This is a genomic window from Acinetobacter sp. YH12152 (assembly GCF_013418285.1).
GTDB classification, from domain to species: domain Bacteria; phylum Pseudomonadota; class Gammaproteobacteria; order Pseudomonadales; family Moraxellaceae; genus Acinetobacter; species Acinetobacter amyesii.
In genome coordinates, this window is sequence record NZ_VPCH01000011.1 from 56,621 (window position 1) to 82,639 (window position 26,019).

At 39.7% G+C, this 26,019-nt stretch carries 29 protein-coding genes and 1 rRNA gene; 15 read left to right on the plus strand and 15 right to left on the minus strand.

The features are described from left to right. Nucleotides 1–260 precede the first annotated feature (260 nt). From FTU83_RS05720 to FTU83_RS05735, 4 genes are all read right to left on the minus strand, one after another. Complete coding sequence (locus FTU83_RS05720; protein ID WP_180105873.1) at nt 261–1,310, minus strand: YqaJ viral recombinase family protein; 1,050 nt, start codon at nt 1,308–1,310, stop codon at nt 261–263. Nucleotides 1,311–1,468: 158 nt separating this feature from the next. Continuing rightward, on the minus strand, nt 1,469–2,503 hold the full coding sequence (locus tag FTU83_RS05725; RefSeq protein WP_161419582.1) for a DUF932 domain-containing protein: 1,035 nt from the start codon (nt 2,501–2,503) through the stop codon (nt 1,469–1,471). 17 nt (nt 2,504–2,520) lie between these two features. Beyond that, nucleotides 2,521–2,787, minus strand: a complete 267-nt coding sequence (locus tag FTU83_RS05730) for a hypothetical protein (protein WP_180105872.1) — start codon at nt 2,785–2,787, stop codon at nt 2,521–2,523. A gap of 121 nt (nt 2,788–2,908) precedes the next feature. Then, nucleotides 2,909–3,793, minus strand: a complete 885-nt coding sequence (locus tag FTU83_RS05735; protein WP_180105871.1) for an inovirus-type Gp2 protein — start codon at nt 3,791–3,793, stop codon at nt 2,909–2,911. A 618-nt stretch (nt 3,794–4,411) separates the two neighbouring features. Between FTU83_RS05735 and FTU83_RS05740 the strand changes: the two genes are divergently transcribed. Beyond that, a complete protein-coding gene (locus FTU83_RS05740; RefSeq protein WP_176537153.1) occupies nt 4,412–5,344 on the plus strand; it encodes a hypothetical protein in 933 nt (310 codons plus the stop codon). 38 nt (nt 5,345–5,382) lie between these two features. Here the strand turns inward: FTU83_RS05740 and FTU83_RS05745 are convergent, their stop codons facing one another. Beyond that, nucleotides 5,383–6,447, minus strand: coding sequence for a hypothetical protein (locus tag FTU83_RS05745; protein ID WP_180105870.1), 1,065 nt, complete (start codon nt 6,445–6,447; stop codon nt 5,383–5,385). A gap of 232 nt (nt 6,448–6,679) precedes the next feature. Between FTU83_RS05745 and FTU83_RS05750 the strand changes: the two genes are divergently transcribed. Continuing rightward, nucleotides 6,680–6,970, plus strand: coding sequence for a pyocin activator PrtN family protein (locus FTU83_RS05750; RefSeq protein ID WP_180105869.1), 291 nt, complete (start codon nt 6,680–6,682; stop codon nt 6,968–6,970). Here FTU83_RS05750 and FTU83_RS05755 read toward each other — a convergent pair. Further along, nucleotides 6,942–8,078, minus strand: a complete 1,137-nt coding sequence (locus FTU83_RS05755; RefSeq protein WP_180105868.1) for a tyrosine-type recombinase/integrase — start codon at nt 8,076–8,078, stop codon at nt 6,942–6,944. The two genes, FTU83_RS05750 and FTU83_RS05755, sit on opposite strands and share 29 nt — an antisense overlap. 134 nt (nt 8,079–8,212) lie before the next feature. Here FTU83_RS05755 and dusA point away from each other — a divergent pair, with 134 nt between their 5' ends. Continuing rightward, nucleotides 8,213–9,244: a tRNA dihydrouridine(20/20a) synthase DusA gene (gene dusA, locus FTU83_RS05760; protein WP_180105867.1), complete on the plus strand. Its 1,032-nt coding sequence runs from the start codon at nt 8,213–8,215 to the stop codon at nt 9,242–9,244. Between the two features lie 118 nt (nt 9,245–9,362). On the opposite strand, the gene FTU83_RS05765 is transcribed toward dusA, so the two are convergent. Both FTU83_RS05765 and coaBC read right to left on the minus strand, forming a co-directional pair. After that, nucleotides 9,363–9,884, minus strand: coding sequence for an Asp-tRNA(Asn)/Glu-tRNA(Gln) amidotransferase subunit GatC (locus tag FTU83_RS05765; protein WP_180056107.1), 522 nt, complete (start codon nt 9,882–9,884; stop codon nt 9,363–9,365). 392 nt (nt 9,885–10,276) lie between these two features. Continuing rightward, the gene (gene coaBC / locus FTU83_RS05770) at nt 10,277–11,548 is read right to left on the minus strand and encodes a bifunctional phosphopantothenoylcysteine decarboxylase/phosphopantothenate--cysteine ligase CoaBC (RefSeq protein WP_180056106.1); all 1,272 of its coding nucleotides are present in this window, start codon (nt 11,546–11,548) and stop codon (nt 10,277–10,279) included. 112 nt (nt 11,549–11,660) lie between these two features. Between coaBC and radC the strand changes: the two genes are divergently transcribed. Beyond that, nucleotides 11,661–12,362 (plus strand): DNA repair protein RadC, encoded by a 702-nt coding sequence (gene radC / locus FTU83_RS05775; RefSeq protein ID WP_180105866.1) that lies wholly within the window; start codon nt 11,661–11,663, stop codon nt 12,360–12,362. 75 nt (nt 12,363–12,437) lie between these two features. Then, a complete protein-coding gene (locus FTU83_RS05780; protein WP_078191309.1) occupies nt 12,438–13,349 on the plus strand; it encodes a bestrophin family protein in 912 nt (303 codons plus the stop codon). A 97-nt stretch (nt 13,350–13,446) separates the two neighbouring features. Here the strand turns inward: FTU83_RS05780 and FTU83_RS05785 are convergent, their stop codons facing one another. Next, nucleotides 13,447–14,298: a PHP domain-containing protein gene (locus tag FTU83_RS05785; RefSeq protein ID WP_180105865.1), complete on the minus strand. Its 852-nt coding sequence runs from the start codon at nt 14,296–14,298 to the stop codon at nt 13,447–13,449. A 44-nt stretch (nt 14,299–14,342) separates the two neighbouring features. Between FTU83_RS05785 and FTU83_RS05790 the strand changes: the two genes are divergently transcribed. The 4 genes from FTU83_RS05790 to mnmC are packed head-to-tail and all read left to right on the plus strand — an operon-like array spanning nt 14,343 to nt 17,790. Further along, nucleotides 14,343–14,954, plus strand: coding sequence for an inner membrane-spanning protein YciB (locus FTU83_RS05790; protein WP_078191311.1), 612 nt, complete (start codon nt 14,343–14,345; stop codon nt 14,952–14,954). A 28-nt stretch (nt 14,955–14,982) separates the two neighbouring features. Next, nucleotides 14,983–15,285, plus strand: a complete 303-nt coding sequence (locus FTU83_RS05795; RefSeq protein WP_078191312.1) for a YciI family protein — start codon at nt 14,983–14,985, stop codon at nt 15,283–15,285. A gap of 5 nt (nt 15,286–15,290) precedes the next feature. Next, nucleotides 15,291–15,806, plus strand: a complete 516-nt coding sequence (locus FTU83_RS05800; RefSeq protein ID WP_078191313.1) for a hypothetical protein — start codon at nt 15,291–15,293, stop codon at nt 15,804–15,806. 37 nt (nt 15,807–15,843) lie between these two features. Then, on the plus strand, nt 15,844–17,790 hold the full coding sequence (gene mnmC, locus FTU83_RS05805; RefSeq protein ID WP_180105864.1) for an FAD-dependent 5-carboxymethylaminomethyl-2-thiouridine(34) oxidoreductase MnmC: 1,947 nt from the start codon (nt 15,844–15,846) through the stop codon (nt 17,788–17,790). Nucleotides 17,791–17,834: 44 nt separating this feature from the next. Here the strand turns inward: mnmC and FTU83_RS05810 are convergent, their stop codons facing one another. Beyond that, on the minus strand, nt 17,835–18,149 hold the full coding sequence (locus tag FTU83_RS05810) for a rhodanese-like domain-containing protein (protein ID WP_078191315.1): 315 nt from the start codon (nt 18,147–18,149) through the stop codon (nt 17,835–17,837). A gap of 92 nt (nt 18,150–18,241) precedes the next feature. Between FTU83_RS05810 and FTU83_RS05815 the strand changes: the two genes are divergently transcribed. From FTU83_RS05815 to FTU83_RS05825, 3 genes are all read left to right on the plus strand, one after another. Next, nucleotides 18,242–18,730 (plus strand): YajQ family cyclic di-GMP-binding protein, encoded by a 489-nt coding sequence (locus FTU83_RS05815; RefSeq protein ID WP_078191316.1) that lies wholly within the window; start codon nt 18,242–18,244, stop codon nt 18,728–18,730. Nucleotides 18,731–18,757: 27 nt separating this feature from the next. Beyond that, nucleotides 18,758–19,261: a DUF4442 domain-containing protein gene (locus FTU83_RS05820; protein ID WP_180105863.1), complete on the plus strand. Its 504-nt coding sequence runs from the start codon at nt 18,758–18,760 to the stop codon at nt 19,259–19,261. A gap of 132 nt (nt 19,262–19,393) precedes the next feature. Beyond that, nucleotides 19,394–19,894: an ester cyclase gene (locus tag FTU83_RS05825; RefSeq protein WP_180004621.1), complete on the plus strand. Its 501-nt coding sequence runs from the start codon at nt 19,394–19,396 to the stop codon at nt 19,892–19,894. A 65-nt stretch (nt 19,895–19,959) separates the two neighbouring features. Here the strand turns inward: FTU83_RS05825 and FTU83_RS05830 are convergent, their stop codons facing one another. Genes FTU83_RS05830 through FTU83_RS05840 form a run of 3 tightly spaced genes read right to left on the minus strand, consistent with a single transcriptional unit; the run spans nt 19,960 to nt 21,729 of the window. Next, a complete protein-coding gene (locus FTU83_RS05830; RefSeq protein WP_078191328.1) occupies nt 19,960–20,379 on the minus strand; it encodes an acyl-CoA thioesterase in 420 nt (139 codons plus the stop codon). A 21-nt stretch (nt 20,380–20,400) separates the two neighbouring features. Beyond that, nucleotides 20,401–20,832, minus strand: coding sequence for a thioredoxin TrxC (gene trxC / locus FTU83_RS05835; protein ID WP_078191319.1), 432 nt, complete (start codon nt 20,830–20,832; stop codon nt 20,401–20,403). Beyond that, the gene (locus tag FTU83_RS05840) at nt 20,833–21,729 is read right to left on the minus strand and encodes an alpha/beta hydrolase (protein ID WP_078191320.1); all 897 of its coding nucleotides are present in this window, start codon (nt 21,727–21,729) and stop codon (nt 20,833–20,835) included. Between the two features lie 124 nt (nt 21,730–21,853). Here FTU83_RS05840 and FTU83_RS05845 point away from each other — a divergent pair, with 124 nt between their 5' ends. Both FTU83_RS05845 and FTU83_RS05850 read left to right on the plus strand, forming a co-directional pair. Then, nucleotides 21,854–22,189 carry a TIGR01244 family sulfur transferase gene (locus FTU83_RS05845; protein ID WP_078191321.1) on the plus strand — a complete coding sequence of 112 codons (336 nt, stop codon included), beginning with the start codon at nt 21,854–21,856 and terminating at the stop codon, nt 22,187–22,189. After that, nucleotides 22,182–22,604 (plus strand): beta-lactamase hydrolase domain-containing protein, encoded by a 423-nt coding sequence (locus FTU83_RS05850; protein WP_180105862.1) that lies wholly within the window; start codon nt 22,182–22,184, stop codon nt 22,602–22,604. The genes FTU83_RS05845 and FTU83_RS05850 overlap by 8 nt, the downstream gene beginning before the upstream one ends. A gap of 136 nt (nt 22,605–22,740) precedes the next feature. Here the strand turns inward: FTU83_RS05850 and FTU83_RS05855 are convergent, their stop codons facing one another. Then, nucleotides 22,741–24,249 (minus strand): hypothetical protein, encoded by a 1,509-nt coding sequence (locus FTU83_RS05855; RefSeq protein ID WP_180105861.1) that lies wholly within the window; start codon nt 24,247–24,249, stop codon nt 22,741–22,743. Between the two features lie 161 nt (nt 24,250–24,410). On the opposite strand from FTU83_RS05855, the gene FTU83_RS05860 reads away from it, so the two are divergent. Beyond that, entirely contained in the window at nt 24,411–25,784 is a 1,374-nt protein-coding gene (locus FTU83_RS05860; RefSeq protein ID WP_180105860.1) for a dihydrolipoyl dehydrogenase, read from the plus strand. Between the two features lie 127 nt (nt 25,785–25,911). Here FTU83_RS05860 and rrf read toward each other — a convergent pair. Continuing rightward, nucleotides 25,912–26,019, minus strand: a 5S ribosomal RNA gene (rrf, locus tag FTU83_RS05865); the annotation flags it as partial.

Genomic DNA, 26,019 nt, shown 5'->3' on the forward strand with positions numbered 1-26,019 from the left:
TACGGATTCCCCAAATCCATTGAAGGCACTGTCTCCTACACCATATTTTTAATCCTCCTGAAAAAACGATTTCCAGTCATATGTCATGGGAGAAATCATTGTGCGAACATAAAAAATGCAAAGCTGCTCCACCGTCTTTTCCTTAGTATTAGGGAAAGGACAAGAGGGGCGACTTTGCACAAATTCTAAATTTAGGGAAATAAAATGGTTTGATGTGGTGTGTGATGGAAATAGGTCTAAAACTTGTTTAGTCAGACGATTTAGGTTGTTGCAGAATAAATATTAAAGCGTCTGCTGCCTTGTCGGGGCTGTGGGTACTGGTTTAATAGCTCAGGCTGTGCCTGTAATAATGCCTTTTGATCCAGTACCACACTGTCCTTTGATTTTTTCCATGTCACAGTACCATTGGAAAAGATGGCTTTCTCGGCATCTTTCATGAGTGCCTGAATCCGATGTTTGAGATAGTCATACTTGGTTTGATGGTCAGTCAGTTGTTTTTCCTCATGCAGCAGGTCAGTAAACAGTTGATCAACACCCTCCAGTGTGGAGAAATCAACGGTCTGTAAAGGGGTATGTTGTGGGTAAAGCAGTTGCAGGGCTTTGGCTGCCGATGCACTGGCATCAACACTCGGTGGTATGTCATTTTCCACACAGCTCCAGAATATCCGTTCAGAAGTCATGATTTGGTCTATCACAATTTCATTGCGTTCAACCTTAAAAATCTTGGCTTCATGTCCACAGATCAAGGCACAGATATGCGCTGCCTGTTTGCCTGTCACTGCCAGTTGGTGCTGTACCTGAATAATCACGTATAAAGGCACACCATCACGCCAGAGTTTGGTTCCCCATTCCCCCACTGATTTACATTCCAATATCTGTACTTCATTACAGCCCACAACGGCATAGTCCAGATTCGCCAGCATAAAGTGTTTGTCAGGATCAGGATGCTGTAACACCGCATTGACCTTACGCACCTTATGACCTGTCTTGTGTTGGTAATAGTTGGCAATTAAAGGCTCAAGCTGATTACCCCAATATAAGGGGGAATAACTGTTTTGGGTCGGTTGATCAGGCTGGTTCTGCATCCGACCTGTTTTAATCATCCATAACTCTAACATGCTCATGTGAGGATTAAGCCCACAGGCTGCGGCTGCATCACTGCTACCAATGCCTTGTTTGCGTACCTGTAACCATTGTTCACGACTCATGCCTTTGGTTTTAACAAGGCGTTTGGCATGACTAGGATTAGGTTTAGCTAACGGTAAATGTGGTATGGATTTGCTGCTTTGTGGTTCAACAATATGGTTCATGAGATACTCCATGTCTGTAAAAATTAAAATTGCGGCATAAAAAAAAGCCACATCAGGGCGATGTGGCAAAAGGGAGTTTTTGGGTAGAGGGAAACACATCATTTAAGCAATGCGTATACTGCTTAGGCTAATTTGACTGGCTCTAAATCCGACCAAAGTTAGACCACCATTCTGAGTGCCTGTTCCAGTCCTCGCTGTTTAATGGCTGCACCTGTACCAAACCATGCTGAATCCAGTCGGTGATCGGTACTCATGGCTCGGCGTTCATGATCGACAAATTCGGTGATGCTACACAGCAAACCATAGGCTGTACCTTTGGCTGAACTGAGTTCTGCACCTCGTCCTTGACCATTAAACATATCCATGACTTTCGACATGGCTCGTCCATTCGGTTCGGTTTTATTGGTTGCATTGGCTTCATTTGCCACATTACGGTAGAACTGGATAATGCTGTCATCCTGTTCAGCAATACTGAGATTGGTATTGTTAAATACCGCATCAAAATAGGCTGTCGCTTCCTGTTGGGTGACTTTACGCTGACTGAGTTGCTTCATTTCATACATGTGGTCATCCCATGCACGGACTGAAATACCCAGTTGCTGTTTGACCTTTTCTGCATCAAAACGAGTGCTATGTGGAACTTTCACCACGCCTGCACTGGTACTGCCATTGCGTAAGGCAATCGCCAAGGTGTTGTTACATACAACCCGAATGGAAGTGAACTGTGCTGTCGTGGCAAGTGTGCCATCACATGCTGTTGCCAGTAGAATGTAGCCATTACTAACATCCTTACCTTTCAAGGCTGTACTTTGTCCTGTACGTGCCAAAGCCCAGAATTTCTTGCCACCTTTCAGTACGCCTGCGGTTTCCAGTTCAAAACCTGATTGCTCGGTCAGATCACGATAAAACTCAAGGATTTCCTTGGGTTGAACTTCCTGAAAGCGTTGGCTGACCACCGACAAGGGTGCATGAGTATCTGAACGGTATAAGACCCGTTGTTCCTCATACGGCAGGATGATAGATTGCCCCCGATCATTCTTTGCCATGTAGCTGACATCGGATGATTCAATCCGCCAGTCCATACCTGCCTGCTGTGCCCAGACTTCAATGGGTTGATTTTGCGTAAGCTGATTACCCAGACCATGCCACGGGGTTTCACCAACATACGCCATTTGTTCAAGTTGATGTGCCATGATAATTTCTCCTGTCCCTAGTTGAAATTGCATTGACAATTGTTGCAATGGAAATAAGCGGTAGGCTGCTGTGGTTGTGATGGCTGTGTCAAACTATCAATTAGCCCCCCTACAACTACCCCCATTAATCCACCCAATAAAGGTGACATCGGTATAGGCAAGCTTTTAGAAATCATCGTACCGACTCCTGCACCTGCCATAGAACCATAAGTATTGGAACTTTTAGATGCTGATGTTGAGCGACTAACATTTTCAGAGTAGCAATATGGGCATGTAATATTCATAAGATAATCCTCATTAAATGAAAAAAGGCTTACCGATGGGTAAGCCTATGTTTTTGAATGTAAGGGAAAAAGAAAATATTCAATCTTCATGTTAATGATATATATCTATGATTTTTTGGGATCAACGTTGTGACATACCAAAGGTTTTCATCTTTTTGGTGGTTTTAATCCTGAGATGTTGTTCCTTTTCAGGGCGTGCTGAATATGTCACGACTGAACGCATCTTCTTCACCTGATAAGGTAATTTACTGTAGATTACCCCAATTCCAACGACTCCATTTTCTTCATATTGCTTTAAATAGCGACGATCATGGCAATTAAAATAACGTCCATCTCCATCTGTAATATCCTCCCATAACTCACCCATATCATTCGCAATCGTCCATGCCCCTATACGATCTCGTTCATCAAAAATAAATGTAATATGGCAATGATAGCCTTTGCTCTTACTACCTTGTTCCAAAGCCCATACCAGTAGTAATACATCATCTCCATATTTAGATCGCTTCACTTTTCTAAGGAAACGCTCCAGATCATCTTCTACTCTCTGGATATTAACATTGGGGATATAACTCAACTCAATGCTTACAACCAATAGAGCCTCATAGCTTTCAGTTAATTCAGTTAATCGCTTATCTAGTTTTTTAGTATTCAAGCTTTCGTTATAACGATGTTGTCGTCTTTCGTTTAAATGATCATTTTTCATTTTACTGAAATATCTTTGCCAATCATCAAATGATCTGCGTTTTAAACTTCTCAATAAGTCTTTTGGTGAATCTAGGTCGCGATGGTAGTCATATAGTAAATTACAAAATAATTGTAATAAACTTGAGTAACTAAAATCAGGATTATAGACTTGATCAAAGTCAAGGATTAATTCACAAAAGTTTTTATAAAAAGATCGAGGCTGTCTTTTTGCATATAAACTGGATTGAATAAAATCTTCTATCTCAATGGATAGATTTGCTTCGCAGATTTTACTTGATGGTATATTTTCAAAATTCATGGTCACTTGCCTATAGTTTAGAACCATATGAAGTGACAATTATTTTAATAATTAAATTTTAGATTAGAGATTATTGAATTAAGTTCTTTTAATGAATAGTTTAATAAGTTGATTATATATTTATAAACAAAGTCATTACACATAATTAAAAATAAAATTAAAATAAACTAAAGCATTATTCAAACATAACAATATCAAGGCTTCCAGCATAATCAGATTTTAAATAAAACATGATAAATCCAATTAAAGTTATCCGATGGTAAATATATCAAAAATCTGGTGTCATTCATCAGTATTCTTTGATTGTCTCACTGATATTAGAGACCTATCATTGTGGTTATCTACAATATCTGGTCATGGACTATCACAAAACTGCCTTTTGCATAACTTCAATTTTGTCACTCCTATCATCTGAATGACAAAGCCAAATGATACAGGATTGTATGGTGTGTCATTGCAGGTCGTGGGTACAGAATTGTGCTTTGGTGTGCCTCCTATGAGCTATAAAAAAATTATTAAAAAATCATGCTAAATCGTGGGAAAACATACAGAAAAATTCGTTGAAACTCATACTCACCTTTAATAAAGTTTATATAAATCTTAGTAAAGGAAAGCACAATGAGCTACACATCACGCAATGATGATCTAATCAAACTGGTTAAAGAGTTGAATACAGAAGATAGTGTCTGGTTACTTCATGTTATCAATAAGGACACAATTGAGTTTGAATCACGTATAGATATAGAGGATGAACATGATCCACAACTAATGGATAAGGACATTGATAAATTAAATTCAATCAAAGATCTTAATGAATTAAAAAACTATTTAATTGATGGGTTAAAGGATAAGACAGAAACTTTTTCTGAAACTATCATGGACTTGATTGAGGAGTACAAAGAACAACTCATGATTAGAAGTCGTGATTTTTCAAAATATAAAACAAATAGACGATTATTGAGTTTTGCACTTTATAAAATATCATTTGATAATCGTGATATTTATCGCCAAAACCCATCCATTTCAAACACCTATGTTCGATTCCTTTATATTATTTTTACCTATAGAAAATATTATAGAAGCAGTCGAGAACTTGAACGAATAGAAAGAAAGCATAGCGAAATTATCAGTGCAAAATCTTTGCACTTTAAAAATTATGATCATCCTGAGTTCTATAAATGGGCAAAAACTTACATCGACAAAAATACATCAGACTTTAGGGATTTTAATCAGATCGAATTTACGCCTTTACAAGATGCTGACTTTGGCATTTGGGTTAATTCAATTTTTGATATTATGTACTATGCAAATCAACATGCTTATATCAACTTAAAGAAACAATTGTCTAATGCTTGGTATCAAAAATCTTATCAAAAAAATAGGAAAGGAAGAGAACATCATTATTTCCTAACAGATTTAACTAAAGATTTACTTAAAATACTCGCATCAAAACACAATAAAAATGAAGATAGGATGATTGAACATTTAATTAATAAATATGCAATTGAAGAAAGTATTATTGTAGATGGGAAGTTAGTATATTCTATTTGACTGTACTAATTTTTACTAGCTCAAACCTTATTTTATAATTACTCTTTTTTTGGCTTGTACATTTGCAAGCCATCTATTGCTTGTCTTAATCCAGTTTTATAAATTTCTGGATAAGGATCATCATAGCAAAGCTGGTCTACAAAATTATAATGCCATTTTATATCTATTGAGACATTATCAAATACAATTCTAATAAATTGATAAAGACTATACAGCCTAACAGAATTATCATAAAATGTTCTTTGATTAAATGTGTAACCATATTCTTTCATTTTATTTCCTGCATACTCTGTACAAACCTTTTTCTCTTCATCATTTAAATTACTTACAGAGTTTTTTCTACAATCATAAGCACCACTAATTGAGATATTATAATCTGGTCTATAATTAACTTGCTTTTTATTGTGATATATATTATTTGCACTTCCCTCGATAAAGAAAAAAGCTCCAGCTAGTGCAGAAACATTCCTAACATCACCATGAAATATCATTTCCTCATGATTTATCTCTTTATTTATTAAAACTAATAAATCTTTGATTATCCTAACATTTCCATTAATGATATCATTAAAATCTAATCTCATGAACATATTGCTATAGTTATGAATTATTTGCTTTTTTAATATCTCGAACTCACAAAACATTAATACCCTTAAAAAGACTCTATTCATTTCCTCCTTATGTTTAGGGCTCATCTTATCCTCTTTAAGTCGTCCAGTACTTAATATTTTAAGTTCCAACAATTTATTAAAAAATGACATTGATGCTGAGTCAAAATCAAAATACAAAAATTGAGCTAATAATTTATATTTTACTGTTCCATCCAAACAGGAAATATTGGAGTGCCCACATATATTAAAAACATCTTGCAAATATGTAGATACTGGGAAACCACTGCTCTTTACCCTAAGCAATAACTCACCAATAATTCTTTTAAATCTTGACTCAAACACCTGATTTAATTTTAATTCAATCCCACACAACAGATAATGCTTATATACTTCAGCCCTATACTCAGCAAATCCTCTCTGTGAATTTATAGTATCAATCTCATCAGCGACATAGCGATAAAATTCATTCTTCAAATCAGAGAAAGTAGACATCGATGCTAGGTCATGTATGAAAATATAGTCCAAAATATTAAACGCCGAAATCTTCCACTCAGTTACTCGAACCACTGCATTCCCTCAAAGATGTACCACTTAACGACATTTTCCTTTTTTTCGGTTTTTTTACAATATCCACATCAAGTCGATTGATGGCAGTTTAGTCAAAAATTCAAGACAAACTTGATAAAAATCAATTATTTAATCTTTTAAGATAAAGGTGCACCTTATGAAAAATGCAACGATCAAGACTTCAGACTACTTATTTATGCAGTTTAGAACTGCAATGCCAACACTTGACCAAGTCGGTGATATCTATTATCCACACCTAAGTAAAGCCAAGCGACTTGAAAAAGCTCGGAATGGAGAATTTCCTTTTTGCTGTTTTAAGCTTGATACAAGTCAGAAAGCACCATACTTTGTTGATATTATTGACTTGGCTTTTGTGCTTGAAGAAAGATATAAAGCTCAACTTGAGGAATTTAAAAATTTTATGCAATCAGTTTTAAAATCTGATTAAGACAAATAATATTTTTTCTGACCTTTACGGATACATACCGTTCCAGACTACTCCACGAATCATGCAAGCTCACTTGCTGGATTTGTGGAATAGTCATTCCTTTCTCTGCTAACCGTGTACAGCCCTCATGACGTAAATCATGAAAATGTAAGTCATCTATTCCCAGCAACTTACAAGCCTTTCTAAATTCGCTCCCCATCGTTTTTGGACTTAATGGCACGAGTAGGTTTTCATCGTAACCTCGTTTTAACATCCGATGACGAATATCTCCATCAAGCAATAAATCAATCATTTGCTGACAATCATCATGGACACTAAACTCTTTGTGGTTGCCTTTAGAGCCATTCGGATTTTTTAAATCCCGAATCTTCCATAGTTTATTCGTTTCATCATAGTCATCCAATTGCATCCGTGTAATCTCTGCTTCCCGCCTGCAAGAGAAAATCGCAAACCACATGATTAAGTGCATAGGGTAGCTGTAAGATGAGTGATTCCATTTTCTGACAAAATACTTTGTAAGGCTTTCAAGCTCATCAAAAGTAGGTAGTCTATCTCTTTTTTGACTCGATGATATTTGACGAGTCTTCCTCAATTGGGCAGTGGTTTTATCAAATGTTGGTAAATCTACTTTTAAATTCCACATAATTGAAGCATGGCTTAATACTCCCCTGATATGTAATAACTCATGTTGCAATGTACTGGTAGCGATTGGCTGTAGATTCAGTTTATCAACTCCCTTTTTCCGCAGAGACACGTGACTGGAAATATGGGTTGAACCTATTTCTGTAATCATATTCTGAGCTATGGGTAACTTTTGAATTAATTTAAGCGAGTATGTTTTAGTACGCCCATATTGGTCACCAACCTCTGCTAAATATTTGGTAATCGCATCATCTAAGGTTAAGTCCACCAAGTTTTCCTGTCCAAAGAGAATCTCGGGATTTTCATCTATCTCTGCTTCACGTTTACCAATCCACAGGCTAGCTAATCGCTTTGTAGAAAATGTCTGGCTTTCTTTAAATGCAGGAAATCCTTTTTTATTGATTCTGATCTCCGCACGATAACGGATTGTTCCATCCTTGAGTTTTCGTTGTGCTATAGTACCCACAAAATTTACGCCATAGAAAAATTTACGCCATTATGGCGTAAAAATGGCGTAAATTCTAATCGAAACGGTGCGAATTAGGCGTGAATGGTTGCAAATAATTTAGTATCAATATCAACATAAATGGATGATTTTTAATGATTAAATCAGACACTCTTGAAAATACTAAAGATTTCAGAATCAGTGTTGCACCGATGATGGATTGGACGACTCGTGACTATCGTTTCTTTGCACGCTTGTTTAACCCTAATGTGATTCTCTACACCGAGATGGTCACCACAGGTGCGATATTATTTGGCGGTGCGAATCGTCATTTGGACTATAACAACGAAGAACACCCGATTGTGTTACAGCTTGGTGGTTCAAATCCCAAAGATTTAGCGACCTGTACCAAGATGGCACAGGACTGGGGCTATGATGAAGTAAACCTCAATGTCGGCTGTCCGAGTGACCGCGTTCAGAACAATAAAATTGGCGCATGCTTGATGGCAGAGCCTGATTTGGTTGCAGAATGTATTACTGAAATGCGAAATGCTGTTGATATTCCAGTGACCGTGAAACACCGCATCGGGATTGATGACATGCAGTCTTATGAAGAAATGCTGCATTTTGTTGATACGGTTGCAAAGACTGGCTGTAACAATTTTATCGTGCATGCCCGTATTGCCCTGCTGCAAGGTTTGTCGCCAAAAGAAAACCGTGATGTGCCACCTTTACGTTATGAAGATGTTTATCGTCTGAAACAAGAACGTCCAAATTTATTGATCGAAATTAATGGCGGGGTGAAAACCTTTGCTGAAACACAGCAACATTTACAACATGTTGATGGCGTGATGATTGGCCGTGAGGCTTATCATAACCCGTACTTATTGGCTGAGATCGGTCAGCTTTGGGATCTCGAATTACCCAACCGTTTCGATATTATTGATCAGATGCTGCCATATATTGCGAAACGCATGGAAGAAGGTGCACCGCTTTCTATCATTACCCGTCATATTTTAGGTTTATTCCAAAACCTACCGGGTGCTCGAAAATGGCGTCAGGCTTTAAGTGGAGGTAATGCCAAAACCTTTGCCGATGTGGAAAATGCCATCCAAAATATTAAGTATGCAATGCAACGTACAGAAGACTATTTACGTGATCATCCTAAAGTCGTTTTAGAAGATTAATCTTCAAAAAGTGAAAGCCTGCTATTTTGCGGGCTTTTTTTATTTTTCATGTTTCTTAAAGTGCTTGCTTGGTAAGATCGACAACTCAGCTAAATCATCTAAACAGTCACATCATCACTCAATGACTATTGACCGTAATATTCCCTTTGGGAAAAGGTTCATCATCATAGCCAGTCCATTGATAATCAGATGGATCTTCTTCCTCACGCATACCCACATAACTCTCAGGCGCCGATGTAACAGGTTCAACCTCTTCTGTTGGTTGTTCCAATTCCTCAACCAAATGATTCAACTCTTGATCTAACTGCGCCTGATACTTTGCAATTTCAGCTTCGTCAATGAAGGCAAATTGTTCTTCATCTATTTTCCATGCATAGCCTTGCAGGTCTTTGTAGATCTCGACCAAAACAGTATAAGGCTGACCATCGTATTGCAGCGTCGCCTGAGCCTTAAAACTTAATCCCTTACGTTCTAATACTTTTATATTTTGAATCCGTAAATGGTACTGCCGATAATCTGGATTCTGATCAAACTCGTGCTGCATCTGCTGCTCAATCTGCCGAGATAATTCATCTGTCGAGACAAAATAGCTACAACCAGCCAAACTCAACAGTAAAAAAATGGTGAGCCATCGAAACATATTGCATCCCCCATGATGCATTTATTCTTGATGAAAAAGTCAGACCGATCACAGATTCCGATCCAAACATTCCTCATTGTTTGCTTCATAATAGCCAATAAAACACACAGTACAAGCCAAATTATCAAGATTTCTCAATTTTATATTTAATTTTGATATCAATCACTTAAATTGCATTTTTACTGTTTTAAAACACTGACAGCCTTGGTCTCTTGCTGACATATTTTTGTTGAAAATGACCATTTTGGTAGTAGTTTCCTAGCCGTCAAAGTTTCAACATCAAAACGATCCTATTGTGATTTTTTCAATATAGAGCCTTAAACAAAACATCGTAAAAGCGCCATAAAAAAAATCCCCAAACATTGCGGGGATTTTTAAGGAATCAACTGAAATTATTCATCGTCTGTTTCAGGCTCATGATGTAGCGCATCATGTATGGCTTCCACCAATTGCTGTGCAATTTCTTGTTTTGAGGCTTTCTCTAAATCACGCTTTTCCATTTGATATTGATCTGCGAAGAACACAGTCATGGCATTTTCGTCTGAAGCAAAACCAATGTCTTTACGTGAAACATCATTGCACGCAATCATATCGAGTTTTTTTGCCACAAGTTTGCCGGCAGCATACTCTTCGACATTGCGTGTCTCGGCGGCAAATCCAACCATAAATGGACGTTTTGACTGCTGCGCAATCGTTGCAACGATATCTGGATTTTTAATTAAAGCCACATTGAGTTCATCGCCAGCTTTTTTGATTTTATGCTCTGCAACTTCTGCCACGCGATAATCTGCAACAGCCGCTGTTGCGATAAAAATATCACAGCCTTCATCTAACATTTGCAGACTGGTATCTAACATTTTAATTGCAGACTGCACATTAATCCGTCGTACACCATTTGGTGTATCTAAACTGACGGGTCCTGCGATCAGCGTTACTTTAGCACCAGCTGCATAACAAGCCGCTGCCAGTGCAAACCCCATTTTACCTGTACTGTGGTTGGAAATATAACGTACAGGATCTATCGACTCACGTGTTGGACCGGCTGTAATCGCCACATGTTTGCCTGCAAGCATGCCAAATTTTTCAGCAATAGCTCGCTGTGCTTGATGAAAATAGGCCGTCACTTGATCCGCTAAATCTTCTGGCTCAGGCATACGCCCTAAGCCCACATCACCACAGGCTTGAGAACCGGCATCGGGCATGATCACATGTACGCCATCTTCAACCAGTGTATTTAAATTACGCTGTGTCGCTTTGGCTGCCCACATTTGCTGATTCATCGCAGGGGCAACCCAGACGGGTGCTTTAGTCGCAAGATAAAGTGTCGAAAGAAGGTCATCTGCTAAACCCGCCGCAAATTTTGCCAGCGTGTCACAACTTGCAGGAGCAACCAATACCAAATCAGCCCAACGTGCCAATTCAATATGCCCCATGCCCGCTTCTGCTTCGGGATTGAGTAATTCGGTATGCACAGGGTTGCCTGAAAGCGCCTGAAACGTTAGCGAGGTCACAAAGGCTTGCGCACCTTGAGTCATCACCACGCGCACATCAAATCCGGCATCTTTTAACCGACGGACAAGAATGGCACTTTTATAGGCTGCGATACCACCAGTGACACCTAAAAGAATATTTTTTGTGGGCATTACACTTAAATCAAAGCTCACGAACAGGCTACCTATCTGTTGCAGTGGCGCTCACAATAGCATTAAATATGCACTGACCCAACAATCTGCTGTGAAAAAGCCGATTGACTGATAATAAAAAAGTCTAAGAATAATGAATAATTCAATTAAAAATTGGCCTGAACAAGAGCGCCCACGTGAGCGGCTGATTCAACAAGGCGCACAAAGTTTATCCGATGCTGAGCTACTGGCTATTTTCCTACGCTCTGGTTCCCAGCAGCACTCTGCTGTCGAACTCGCACGAGTCCTGATCCAACATTTTGGTCAGTTGCAAGCGCTGATGGATGCGTCACTTGAGGATTTGCGCCAGTTTCATGGCATTGGAAACAGTAAATATGCGCAGCTTATGGCGGTAAAAGAACTCGGTAAACGCTATGTGAGTCAACATTTTCAAAATGAAGCCTTGCACATGCAACACTCTGAACAATTGCAAAACTTTCTTCGCTTTGAATTTTTATCGGAACGTCAAGAAGTCTTTGGCGTGCTCTGTCTAGATGCACATTTAAGAAAAATAAACTTTAAAAAACTTTTTTATGGCAGCCTCAATACCTGTGAAATTTCCATCAATCAACTGCTGCGTTATGTCATTTCTGAACACGCCAGCAGTATTGTCATTGCACATAATCATCCTTTCGGTCGTGCAGAACCTTCTGCTGCCGATCTTGAATTGACTCGACTCATTCAGCAGGCTTGTCAGCTGGTAGAAATTCGACTGATCGATCATTGCATTATCTCCACAGAAGGGAGTTTTTCCTTTGCTGAACATGGCTTGCTCCAAGCACACTTATCTGCATGAAACAGTTATTGACAAGTGCTTGAGCAAACCCGAAGATCATCATAATTTTTTAAAACTAGAAATTATCATTCGAACATGATCGTCCGTGACCAACCGAGTATTTTTAAACTGCTATTTTCTTGGCGAGGAACGATTTTACCTAAGGTTTTACCGCCGCTCGGGATCGTTATGTTGCTGTCTGCCATTGTGGGCGGCTTATCCTATGTCGATATCTTCCATTTTACCGAATTTCCTTTGGTCGGCTTTACCCTAATCGGTGTTGTGCTGTCGATTTTCTTAGGCTTTAAAAACTCAGCCTGCTATGACCGTTGGTGGGAAGCTCGGCGTTTATGGGGCATTTTGATTGCCAATGCGCGACATTTTGACCGTGACTGCCGTTTACTCAGTCAAGGCCGTCGTGAACGTGTGATTCAACATGTAATCGTCTTTGCCAACGTTTTACGTGACCGACTCCGCCATCAAACCGCCAATCCCACTGAACTGGTTGAAACCAGCGGCATGAGTGCGAATGCCATCACCCAGTTATACCAACAGGCCAATGCACCGCAGTACACGTTGAGTTTGATCCAATGGGAGCTAATGCAAGCGCTCAAAGATGGTGAAATTTCAGATATTATTTATACCCAGATGAATCAGCATGTGATGGAACTCAGCACCGTACAAACCGGCTGTGACCGTATTGCCACTACGCCATTACCGTTTGCTTATTCGGTCTTGCTGAATCGAACTGTTTATTTTTTCTGTTTTGTCTTACCCTTTAGCTTGGGTTCTACTTTAGGTCTTGCGACCCCCCTTTTGGTCGGGATTTTGGCCTATACCTTTTTAGGCTTAGATGCGCTGAGTTCAGAGATTGAAGAGCCCTTTGGTACACAAAGTAATGACCTTCCATTGGACTCGATGGTGCGTACTATTGAAATTGAATTACTTGGGACTTTAGGAAAACCCACCCCACCACCGATTCAAGCCAAAGATCATAACTTACTGTAATTGATCACTGCGTCTAAACCCTCGCTTACATAGCTTTGCCGTACACTTTTTTGGTACATCGAAGATATGTAAGTGAGAGCAATCATCGCGTAAGGCTTTAAACAAAGCTCTCCCAGATTCCAACTTGCTCCTCTTTCACTCGAGGGATATTGCCGAGTTTAATCCACGGCATATTGTCACCATGAAAATCACTGCCAACAGAAACTTTTAAGTTAAAGGCAGCAATCATACGATCCACCATTTGACGAGTCGATAATGGCTCAATTGCCGGTGGTAATTCCACTGCATCACCACCCGCTTCAGCAAAGATTTCAATCAAATAACGAATATTGGTCGCAGATAAATCATAACGCGTTGGATGCGCCAACACCGCAAAGCCACCACTGGCATGAATCACCTCAATGGTTTCTGCAAGACTCGGACCTTCAAATTTTACAAAGGCTTTTTTGCCTTCTTTAATATATTTATCAAAAGCTTGTTGTGGACGTGAAACCACACCCTTTTCCACCAAAGTTTTGGCAATATGCGTGCGTGTTACCCGATCTGGTATATGGTCAACCTTGGCAATCACATCGCTATAAATATCTTGACCAATTAACGGTATCAATAAGTCACAAATCTGCCGAGCACGTTCCGCTCGAATACGCTTTTGATCCATCAATAAGGCTTGTAAGGGCGCAGGATTTTGCATATTTAAAGCGACAATATGTACACCATAACTTTTTTTGGTTGCAGGTCTCGACCACTGGCTAGAAATCTCCACACCAGAGATTAATTGCAGCTTTAATTCATGCGCGACCTGCTCTGCTGCCAACAATCCGTCCATCGTATCGTGATCAGTCAAAGCCAGCGTATGAATTCCAATAGCACTTGCGGCCTGCACCAAAGCCTCTGGTGACAAAGTACCATCAGAAATATTACTGTGTGTATGTAAATCTACGCCTTGCATCTCTATACTATGTCATTTATTTGATCAGATTTAGATACTCTAACATGAAAGCACTTTTAGACTTTGTGCCACTCATTATTTTCTTTTATTTATATAAAACTGTAGATCCAAAAGATACGCAGCACCCATTATTACAATTGATTGGTTCTGCTGGGGGTGTCGATAACAATAACATTCTTGTGGCAACATCAGGTCTCATCATTTCCATGCTTGTGGTTTATGGTGCATTGTTTGTCATGCAAAAATTCCGTCTAGATAAACAGCAATGGATTGTGTTGTTCATGACCGTGATTTTTGGTGGTATTACCCTGATGCTAAGCGATGATTTTTATATTCGCTTAAAAGCCGTTTTACTGAACTTAGTGTTCGCAGGGGCGTTTTTACTTTCTCCACTGTTTAGTAAAGATAAGAAACCGCTCATCGAACGTTTATTTGGTCCAGTCTTAAATTTAACCGCTGTCGGTTGGAAACGATTGAACTATGCATGGGCTGCAATGTTCGTGGTGATGTCATGTTTACACACCTTTTTCGCTTATTTGTTTGCAGACGGAAAATATTGGGGTGAATTCACTGCTTTTGGTGACATGATCGTGATGTTTTCCTTTATCATTATTCAGTTTATTGTATTACGTAAATACTTTAAGACCTCAGAATAATCCATTCGGTCAAAAATCAGGAAAAGTCATGCCATTATTCGTCGTAAGCTGTACAGATAATGAAGGTACAGTGGAAAAGCGCCTTGCAGTTCGTCCTCAACATCTTGAACGTCTACAAAAACTTGATGATGAAGGTCGTCTGATTGTTGCAGGTGCGATGCCTAAAGATCCGGCAAACCCGCAAGCTGGTTTTTATGGCAGTACGATCATTGTCGATTTTGATAGTCGTGAAGCCCTAGACCAATGGTTGGCAGATGAACCTTTCCTCAAAGAAGGGGTTTATGGCCAAATTGATGTCAAACCATTTAACAAAGCATTTCCTAAAGGATAAGGTTCATGCGCGTCGTTGTTTCTAGTTTACTGGGCTTATCTTTAATTTGTTCAACTGCATGGGCTGAAGAACCGGCTCCTGCACCTGCTGTAGCCCCTGCTGCTCAAGCAACGACTGCAACACCTCCTCCCAATCCTGTGCCGCATACCATTCCTGCCAATAAACCGGGCATCATTAAAGTGGCGGCAACCGTCAATCCTAATGGTCAACCTCAAGATGCAAATCCATTGACCATTGAGCAATTGGCAAAAAATAAAGCGCTGCAAGATGCCAAAGTCAAAGCGATGGTCAAAGACCAATCTGTACGCTTACAACAGTTAGAAAAAGCTAACCTTGAAGCCTTGGCGCAAAACCAAGAATTACAACTTAAAAATGATAGCTTGGGCGTACAAGTACAAGTGCTACAAAGTGAACGTAGCGCGCAGATGTTTTTATATGGCGGGACCACACTCGGTGTTGGCGTGATTTTAGGTTTCTTGTTGGCCAGTTACGTCTATACCAAACGTCGTCGTCAATGGTAATTCGTTTTTCTACTTCAATTTAAAGGTTGCTTGAGTTTTGTCAGGTGCAATTCAGACTGCCGATCTCGATTGGCAAATGATCGATGGCATTGATATTCCAGTGTCTAAACAGTTTGGTGATGTGTATTTTTCGAAGGATAATGGCCTACTCGAAACACGTCATGTGTTTTTAAAAGGGAATGACCTCGACACTCGCCTTGCGGCACTGACTGATTTTGAATATTTCAGTGTCGGTGAAACAGGTTTTGGTACAGGCTTAAATATTTTGGCCCTGTGGCAATTATGGCAACAGGTTCGTCCAGATAATCACAGCCATCTACATGCTATTTCTGTAGAAAAATTTCCTTTATCTAAAGCAGACCTCATTCGTGCATTAAATGCATGGCCTGAATTACAGCCTTTGGCACAGCAACTGATTGCGCAATATCCTGAACCCATTGCGGGATGTCATCGACTCAATTTTCCAGAAGAGCGTTTTTCAATTGATCTTTGGTTAGGCGATGCACACGACGTTTTTCCGGTCATGGCAAAAACTGCTACGGTCAATGCATGGTTCTTGGACGGTTTTGCACCCGCCTGTAATCCTGACATGTGGGAAGAAAACGTACTCAAAAATATCGTGCGTCTATCAGACATTGGGACGACCTTTGCCTCATTTAGTGTGGCAGGTGTACTGAAACGCGGCTTACGTGAGCATGGTATTACCATTACACGACCTCGTGGCTTTGCTCATAAGCGTGAAATGCTCAAAGCTTTTTGGCTCGCACCTGAAAGATCAGATGATCAATCCGTAGTTGCTGACATACCCACTTTAGACGAAAAAAAAAATTCTGAAATCACTCTAGGTCATAAGCCCCGTCAAATCGCGATTATTGGCGCTGGCATAGCTGGTTTAAGCTGTGCTTGGACATTTGCTCAACGTGGGCATCAAGTGCGTATTTACGAGAAATCAGCACCACTCAGCGGTGGGTCGGGTAATCCTCTTGCCCTACTCAACCCTAAACTCAGTTCAATTGAACAAAGTGCTGAACATTTGATGACCCTGAGTTGGTTATATGCGCTCAAGCATTATCAAAACTTCAAGGCATTTCGTCCCTTACAGATTCACCAATCTATTTTAAAAAATAAAGCAGAGCATCTTGATTTAGCTCAAGCTTATCCTTCAGAGGTGTTAGCTGCTGAAGAAGGCACGCTAAATCAATTAGCTTCAGTATTTCCAACCCTGCTCTTAAAACAAGCAGGCGCAGTCAGTCCACATCAGCTTCGTGACCAAATCTTGGCACATCCGCACATTGAGTTGTTACAAGCAGATATTCAACGCATTGAGCAACAACAAAATGGCGTTGCGCTATTTACCCAGGATCAGCAGCTTCCATCTGCCGAGCATGTCATTCTCTGTGCGGCACGTGACAGTATGCAGCTACAAACAGATTATCCAGAACTGCGTGCCATTCGTGGACAAGTCAGTTGGTTGAACAATCCCGCTCAACAAATGGATATGCATACCGCCTATAGTTATGGGGGCTATTGTATGCAACTGGATGCCGAACAGATGATTATGGGCGCGTCATTTTATCCCGGCCGTGATGACACCGACGCTCTCACTGAAGATCATGTGCATAACTATGAACTTATCCACAGTGTGTTCCCCGACTTTGCCAAAACCTTAGCACCGATTGAGCAATGGCAAGGGCGTGCCGCGATTCGCGCACAGACAAAAGACTTTTTCCCGGTAATTGGTGCAGTCCATGAAGATCAGCACATTTATAGCTGTAGTGGACTCGGTTCTAAAGGTTTCCTGTATGCACCGCTCTGTAGTGAAATCATTGCCGCGCTAGTCTTAAAAGAAGCCTGCCCTATTCCAACACAGCTACTCGATAAAATTCATGCAGCACGTTTTATAAGACGCGCCAAAGCCAAACAAAAAACCAAGAAGCCTTATTTTCAAGGTCATGTACCCTCAACTCCTCTTCCAGAAAAATAACGCGCAATAAAAAAGCGCCTTTCGGCGCTTTTTTTGATTCGATCTTATTTCCCTTGTTCCAAAGGAAGACCAGCATCACGAGCAGCACGCGTGCCGCCCATTAAGATTACATATTCACGTGAGCTGTCAAAACCCTCTAGTAACTCTGCTGCACGTGGAGCTTTACTTCCGCCACCACATAAAATGTAAATGGGTTGATCCGTTGACACCTGAGTCAGTGCATCTGATGACAATGCGGTGATCGGTTGGTTAACCGCACCTTTCACATGTGCCTCAGCATAAGCACTTGCATCGCGAACATCCCAGATAATCGAGTCTTCTGGGAACTCAAATGTTGTAATTTCTTGTTTACGGATCATTGCGCACTCCTTTTGATGTAAACAACACTTGGCAAATGAAGAAAACATCCCTAGCATCTCAGATATTCTTTCCCTTTGTAAAGGTCTAATCTATGCCTTCTTTTGATATTGTTTCCGAATTAGAAGTTTTTGAAGTAAATCATGCAGTTCAAAACACGCAAAAAGAAATTGCGACGCGTTTTGACTTCCGCGGTCATGACGTTTCAATTGAGTTAAATGAGAAAAATAAGGAAATCAAAATCTCAACAGAAAGCGATTTCCAATGTGAGCAAGTGTATACCATGCTCGAAAATCATTTCTTCAAACGTAAAGTCGACATTCAAGCGCTCGATCCACAAAAAATGACCGCTTCTGGTAAAAACGTCATTCAAGTGATCAAACTAAAAGACGGTCTTGACTCTGATACTGCAAAAAAAATCAATAAAGCCATTAAAGAAAGCGGCATTAAAGTGCAATCTTCTATTCAAGGCGACAAAATTCGTGTGACTGACAAGAAACGTGACACTTTGCAACAAGTGATGGCGTTCTTAAAAGAGCAACAGTTTGGTGTGCCGCTTCAATTTAACAACTTTAAAGATTAAGGCAGCACAACTGCCATTGAGGTCAATATGGCACGTCCAAATCGTCTAAATAAACTGGTCAAAGCAAGCTCTAAATTACCCAAAGGTATTCAAAGTCGTTTGCTCAGTCGAGCTTTTGGTCGTGTCGTGCCCATGGTTGGAACGGCTAAAATCCAATATCAACATGTCAGCCCTGAGCGTGTTGAGGTGAGCATCGCCAATCATAAGGCGATGCAAAACCATATCGGGCAAGTACATGCCTGTGCCATGGCGCTGATCGCAGAAACAGCCACAGGCTTTGTCACAGCAATGAACGTCCCAGACAGTGCCATTGTCCTGATTAAAAGTCTGAAAGTTGATTTTAAACGTCCAACCCAAGGTGGGATGACAGCCATCGCAACGCTTACACCCGAACAGCAACAACAAATGCAAAGCACAGAAAAAGGTGAAACCTTAGTACAGGTCTTAGTCACCGATGAATCTGGTGAAGCACCGATTCAATGTGAAATGCTTTGGGCGTGGGTGGCAAAACCCGCTCTGAAAAATAAATAAATGTAAATAAAACTTACTTTTAGGTAAGTATAAGTTTTACCAAATTTCAGCAAAATCAAGACTGTTTTTTACTATTTATACGCCGTAATTCCGCTCAATATGCTTGCACGACACAAATATATTGAGCACTTTATGAAAAAAATCATTCCCCTTTCACTCATCAGCCTGGTGGTGTTTTTAACTGCATGTCAAAGTACTATTCCTGCAACGCCAACGACTCCAACACAAACAGCTGAAAGCAATATTCAAACCAGCCAAGCAGCGGAAAATAAGAAAATCGTGATTGATTTTTATGAAGGTGTCTTTCTTAAACATCAGGTTAAGACATATGCTGACCGATATATTGGCAATCAATATATTCAACATAATCCGCATGTACCTGATGGCAAAGCGCCTTTTGTCGATTATTTCATCCAGTATTTTAAACAAAATCCTGAAGCAAAAAACCAGATCAAACGTGCCGCTGCCGAAGGTGATTTGGTCTATTTACATGTGCACTCTACGCAGAATAATCAAGACCGTGGAGAAGCGATTATTGATATCTTCCGTGTTGAAAATGGCAAGATCGTCGAACATTGGGATGTGCAACAAAGCATTCCTGAAACCAGTGCCAATTCAAATACAATGTTCTAAGTTTTAATTCGTGATTAATAAAAAAGCCACTCGATTGAGCGGCTTTTTTTTGCGTCTAACTTTAATTAAGCTTGATCTGCAGCAAATTTAGCTTTTGCATCCGCAGGAATTTGACGCTTAGCACCTTTCACATCCACAGCGACAAATGTAAACACACCTTCGGTTACGCGAATTGGATCACGTGAGCTGTCATGGCTATCCCAAACTTCAATCTGCATTTGGATAGAGGTATTACCCACTTTTAAAATTTTGGTATATACACTGATGACATCCCCGACTTTCACTGGAACGAGGAAGGTCATTTGGTTAATTGAAATCGTTGCACAGCGTCCTTGACTGAAACGCTCTGCGTGAATTGCACCGGCCAAGTCCATTTGTGACACGATCCAACCACCGAAAACATCACCACTCCAGTTGGTGTCTGCAGGCATCGCGATGGTTTGTAGGGAAAGCGTTCCTTCAGGTTTTACATGAGTTTCTGACACTTTAGCTCCTGGCGCTGACATTTATTGAGGTAGATTTAACTGCTGGTTGAGCCATTGTTGTAACTCACCAGCACGCATTGCACCACTTATTCTAGCAATTTCGTTGGTTTTATTCATCAAAACCAGTGTAGGAATACTACGAACATTAAATGCACCGCTCAATCGAGGGTTTGCTTCGGTATCAATTTTGGCAAAAACCACCTTCGGATTAGATTTTGCAACTTGTGCAAAGTGTGGCGCCATCATCTTACATGGTCCACACCATTCAGCCCATAAATCAATCAGCACAGGTAAATCACTATTGCTAATAAAATTTGCAAAGTTCTTTTCATTCAACTCGATGGGCGCCAATGGAATCAATGCTTGATGACATTGACCACATGCAGGTCCAACTTCGAGTTTTTCTTCAGGTACACGGTTTTTTGCACCACATTCAGGACACACAACGATCATTTAGCTGACTCCAACATGTTGATGTAAAAATTCTAATTGGGTTGCCATGGCTTTTTCAAACCATTGCCCGTGATAAATATCAAAATGTTGCATTTCCCACTCATAATACTGCACATATGGTGCAATATTGGTCGCAGTTTCTCGGCTTGATTCGATGGGAATCAAACTATCTTCTTTGGCTGCAATAAAAAGTACTGGTATGCTAATTTTACGGACATCCAAAATTGGGCGATAACGGATTAACTTAAAAAAGGCCCGAGCTGGAATTTCGCCACTCCAATAAAAATCAGGATTTACGATCGATAAGTAGCCCGCATAACTGTCTTCAGACTGTAAAAAACACAATCGATGTGGATCAACTACAGGTAAAGTCGTTGGGCTCATCCCAACTTTAGAACCCATATAGTCCTGACTCGATAATTTTAACGCTTTGGGTAATTGCTGTAGGGGATACAATTTTGCACTTTCAGCGCCGTCGACAAATGGTACTTGTACCATCACCGCTTTAATATTTTTAAGCTCTGCCGCCAAACTAAGTACATAGCCACCACTCAGCGATGTTCCCCATAATACAATGCGTCTCGAATCAATCGATTTACGCTGCTGTAAATGATCGATCATGGTCCGCCAATCTTCAAGTTGAGCTTTAAGGTTCACCAACTCTCTCGGACGCCCTGTACTGCCACCCCAATAGCGATAATCAAACAACACGACAGCATAGCCTGCTTGCACAAAGCGCTTGGCATATTGCACTAATTTAAACTGGCGTAATGCCGCCAAACCATGTGCCATGAGAATGACTGCAGGTTTTTCAACAGATTTTGGACGATAAAAGTCAGCAGCTATAACATCTTGTCCGCTTTTGACATACAGTGGTTCGACTGTATAGGCGTGCATACGCGCTCCATTGCGTTATTTTATGGTTGTAATCGCTTATAAAAATTTAAGAACATTCTGCTCAAGTTTGTGCTTAATGCTATCATAAAGCATAAATCTATGAATTAAATTATGGAGTGACTCAATGAGCGAAAATGTTGGTTTTGCAGGTCAAATCGGCCCAGAACATGTAGCGCAAGTGGTTGAAAAAGGCTTTAAATCGATTATCAATAACCGCCCTGACATGGAAGGTGGTCCTGAGCAACCAACCAGTGCTCAAATTGAAGAAGCAGCTCGTAGCGCTGGTTTAGACTATGTTCATCAACCTGTTGTTGCAGGTCAAATTTCTGAGCTAGATGTCCGTAACTTTGCTAATCATTTTAATGAATTGCCAAAGCCAGTTCTAATGTTCTGCCGTACAGGTAACCGTTCAAACAACCTGTATCAACTAGCAAAACAGATGGATCTTTTGGATGACTAAACCCATCCTCAAATATGTATTTTGCTGTATTCTGATCTGTAGCAGTATCCCGCTGAGTCACGCTCAAAACGATGTTCAGACTTTAAATACCAAAGTCAGTGTTGCAGGTCAGATGAATGCTGCCAAATTTTCACAGTTGATGCGGCAAGGTTTTAAATCTGTGATTGTGAACCGCCCTGATCAAGAGATGGGTAATGCAGTCAAGGTGAGTGAATTACGCAATATCGCGGAAAAATCCCAGATCAGTGTGATTTATCAACCTGTCAACAGCGGTAAAATTTCTCAAACAGACATTCTTGAATTCGCTAAATATTATAATGAGCTTCCAAAACCCATTCTGATGATTTGTCGTAGTGGCGCTCGTTCTAGTGCGTTATTTCATCAGGCAAAATCTCAAGGTTTGTTGCATGAATAAAGTTTTATTGGTGGTGATATGTGTCTTGGCTCTGAGTGCTTGTAGTTCTATGCAAGTGCGCCCGACGGTGGGTGTGAGTGTGGGGACTTCTATTTAAATCTCTCAATAAAAAACAGCGCCGAAGCGCTGTTTTTAATTAATTTGCATTAAAACAATCATCTGACATACCAAATGGACTAATCATATTCGGCCCTGTTCCTGTTTGATCATTATAATCTGTTTCAATTAATGGTAGTTGAAAATCAAAAGTACTACCGAATGGAACAGATTGATTCTCCAAACGTGCACTTAGACTTAAGTTTAACCATTTGGAATAAGTTTTATCATAAACAAGATTAATAATCGCCTTACCATCTACATCAGTTTTCACTTTTACAAATGAGAGTGTCGAATTAGTAAGCCCCGCCTTATTCAAATAGACAACATTATTGATATCAATATTATTGAGTTTTAGTTTTTCAGAAACCAAGGCAGCATAAGTAATTGAATTACCATTCCAGTCTAAACCTGTCTCGTTTTTAACAGGTGAATTATTTAAGGTACAAATTGCTGAGCTTAATGGATAAAGACCAATATTATTTGAAAAATAATATTTTCCTTTACTATATTGAATGGCACGAGATGAGATCGTTACGTCCTGGTTAGCATGTTCCTCACCCAAATCCAAGTAAACCTCTTGAATATAATTTCCATTGTTAGAGGTCAATTGGCCAAGACTCATAGAGTTAATACCGCCATACAAACTTTCATCAATATACTTTACTAAAGCAATCGTTTTGCTTTGTTCGCTCGTCACAACGCCAGATTCAACAACTTGTACTTTGAATTTTAACCCTTGTGAAAGCATGTTTGCTATTTGTGCTTCGGTCAATGCTGTTGTCAGTTTTGAACTAATAGTAAATGCAACATAACCTTCCTCATTAGTTGAAGCGACTGATTCACTTGAAATTGCAAGCTGATTATTAAATGAGTTTTCAAGTGAAATCTGTATTGGCTTATTATTTACAGAGTCAGTTCCATTAATAGCCTTGAGTTTGATCTGCACAGCAATTTTATCACCAACAACTGCAAGTGCCTGCTTGTCGGTTAAAATACTCCAATCATATTTGTTCGGTATTTCAACTACTTCTTTTTCTGGATCATAAGCCGAAATAAGATGAGCTGCTGAAGCTAAAGTATTACCTTTATCATCCTTAACAGATACCTTAACGTTTACACCTTTCAAGATTTCATTAATCGTGGATTCATCCAAGCCCGCATCAACTTTAACATTAAATCGTGCAATACCCTGTCCATCAGTTTTGATTCCTGCGGATTCACCCTCTACCTCCTCACTTGATGGAATGTACTCAATCGCAGCTTTATTCTTTAATACATCTGTAGATTCAACTATTAAAGCAACATTAGGTAAAATAGCTCCATCATTCATTACACGTACAGACACTGTAAAAGTATCTCCACGCGCATTAAGTTTTTCTACTATTGGAAGATACTGAATTTGAATATTTTTAAACAGGTTTTCCTCTTGTGTGCCAGTTCCTGTTCCTGCGGTAGGAGCACTAACACCTTTATTATAGTACCCATCACTACCACCACCGCCACAACTTGCCAACAATACGGCTAAAGCTACAGCTGACAGTTTCATAGTCACTTGTTTTTTTGCATGGAATTCCCCTAAAACCCTCAATATATATAGAGTTGTTATAAATATTTATTGGTTGCTATGTAACCACAGTTATAGCTTTATGTAAACAAAAGGAAGACAAATCTTTGATATGTTAAATTTGAAATATGAAGGAGAATTTTATGTACGACATCATCATTATCGGTGCGGGAACAGCAGGCATTTCAGCCTATAAAGAAGCAATTAAAAAAACACAAAATATTCTTATCATTAATGATGGTCCGTGGGACACCACCTGTGCACGTGTCGGTTGTATGCCCAGTAAAATACTTATCTCTACTGCCAACCGTATGTACGAAATAGGACATGCTGATAATTTAGGCCTAGATGTCAAAAGTGAAATTGATACCTCTAGCGTCATGCAACATGTTCAAACCTTACGTAATCGTTTTACACGAGCCACGTTAAAAGATGTTGAAAGTTGGCCAAGCCAGCATAAAATTTCAGGTAAAGCTGAATTTATTGATTCAAATACCATTCAAGTAAACAACCAAACATTTAAAGCTAAGTCATTTATCCTTGCTGTAGGTACAACTCCTGCTATAGATGCTGAACAAAAAAAAATATTAGGCGATAAATTAATTACATCAGATCAGATATTTGAATTAGAACAACTCCCTAAATCAGTCGCAGTTATTGGAAGTGGCGTCATCGCTTTGGAATTAGCGCAGGCTTTAACACGCCTCAATGTAAACACCACAGTTTTTGCACGTAGTCGAAAAATTGGCTCACTGAGTAGCCCTATATTGCAAAAGCTCGCACAGGAAGAATTAAGTAAAGAGTTAAAGCTAAAGTTTGAAATTTTACCTGAACATTATTCTATTGAAGGAGATCTAGTTCATTTAACCTATACTGAAGAAAACGTACAGAAGACACTACAAGTTGACTATGTATTAGCTGCAACTGGCAGACGTACATTATTAAATACCTTAAGTTTAGAACGTATAAGTGCCGAATTTAAAGATTTAAAAAATTTGCCAATCAATCCAGATACAAAGCAGCTAGCCGATTATCCAATTTTTATCGTCGGTGATGCACATACCAATACCCCTATCCAACACGAAGCAGCTCATGAAGGCAAGTTTGCTGTACAAAACTGTTTAAATTTTCCACAAACTAAATCCATCAAGACGCTAATACCTCTAGGCATCTTATTTTCTACACCACAAATGGCAACCATTGGGCAAAGCTATAAGCATCTACAAGATAAAAACACAGAATTCGTCATTGGTTACGTTTCTTATGAAAAACAAGGTCGTGCGATTGTTGCTGCTAAAAATAAAGGGGCTGCCGAAGTATATGTGGATACAATTAGCCATAAACTATTAGGAGCTGAGCTATTCTGCGCGGAAGCTGAACATTTGGCACATTTATTAGCTTGGATGATTTTAGAAGAACTAAGCATACATGAAATTTTAGATAAACCCTTCTATCATCCAACGTTAGAAGAAGGGTTAAGAACAGCATTAAAGCATGCACGACGTCAGTTAATATAATTTTATCGTTCTATGTAAACTTATAGCGTTGGATATCCAGCACTTAATTTCCGTATCCCCCTCTATCTTTTTCACTATGCATAAAAAAACACCCCCAACGATTAAGTTGGGGGTGTTTCGAATAATGAGCTGGCGATGACTTACTCTCACATGGGTAACCCCACACTACCATCAGCGCTAAGAGGTTTCACTTCTGAGTTCGGGAAGGGATCAGGTGGTTCACTCTTGCTATTGT